The sequence below is a fragment of the Lentzea sp. NPDC060358 genome (assembly GCF_042725365.1).
In the GTDB taxonomy this organism is placed as follows: Bacteria; Actinomycetota; Actinomycetes; order Mycobacteriales; family Pseudonocardiaceae; genus Lentzea.
In genome coordinates this window covers 1-1,102 of record NZ_JBHXCW010000502.1, presented here as the reverse complement: position 1 = coordinate 1,102, position 1,102 = coordinate 1, and the positions used below count along the sequence as shown (strand labels likewise).

General features: G+C 70.2%; 1 protein-coding gene. It reads right to left on the bottom strand.

Annotated features, from left to right (window positions below):
- The coding region (locus ACFWGZ_RS41185; protein ID WP_382457007.1) for a magnesium and cobalt transport protein CorA at positions 1-837 on the bottom strand (837 nt) is incomplete at its 3' end.
- Positions 838-1,102: the final 265 nt, after the last annotated feature.

Here is a 1,102-nt window from a genome sequence, read left to right as displayed (position 1 = left end):
GGCCAGGTGGTCGGCGACGTCCCGGAAGTACTTCTGGATGTCCGGGTCGATCAGCCGCATGGGCCGCTCGCTCAGCAGCTGCATCGGCCGCAGCAGCGGAGACACCGCCCGCTTGAACTCCAGGACCTCGCGCTTCAGCTGGTAGATCCGCCCGGCGTCGGTGCCCCGCGGGCTGCCCTTCGTCGGGGCCGAGAAGACCCCGATCTCCACCTCGTCGATGTCGTCCTGGACCGCGCCCGCCACCGCGATGTAGCCGTCCACGACGTGGTCGGCGATGGAGTGCAGCACCGAGGAGGGGCCCTTGGCGAGCAGTTCGGGGTCGTCCTGGAGCCGGTGCCGCAGCGCGCGCAGCGAGCCGTGACCGCCGTGCCGCACGGTGATGACGAAGTCCCGGCCGGTGAAGCACATCACCTCACCGGTCTCGACGACCTCGCTGGTCGCGGTGAGTTCGGCGTGCTCGACGTAGTGGATGGTCTTGAAGACCGTGAAGAGCGTGTCGTCGTACCGCTCCAGCTTGGGCCGCTGATGGGCGTGGACGGCGTCCTCGACGGCCAGCGGGTGGAGGCCGAACTCCCGGGCGATACCGGCGAATTCCTCCTCGGTCGGCTCGTGCAGACCGATCCAGGCGAAGCCGCCCTCCTCGCGCACCTGGAGCATCGCCTCGTGCGGCGTGAGGCAGCCCTCGAGCTCCAGCCGCCGTCCGTCGCGGTAGACCGCGCAGTCGACGACCGCGCTGGAGGCGGAGGGGTCGCGGGTGGTGTCGTAACTGCTGTGCAGGGTGCTGGTCTTGCGCAGGGACGGCCGCACGGCGGCACGCAGGTCACGGATCATCGACATGGCTGGCTCCTTCACGGAGGGCCGTCGGCGGGCACGTGGAACAGCCCGGAATGGGGACGTGGGCTCACGTCCGCAAAGCGGGCTCCACCGCGGGCGGCGCGATGACGGCGTTCGCTACAGACAGGCAGAAGGGGGATGCTCTTCCGTCGTGCGCAACGCCACGCGCGCCGGGCGGAAGGCCGTGGGCGCGGCGCGATGCCTTGAGCCCCGACCGGTGTGGAAACGGATCACCGAGAGAGGCGAGAGGCGGAAGAGCGGCTGGTAC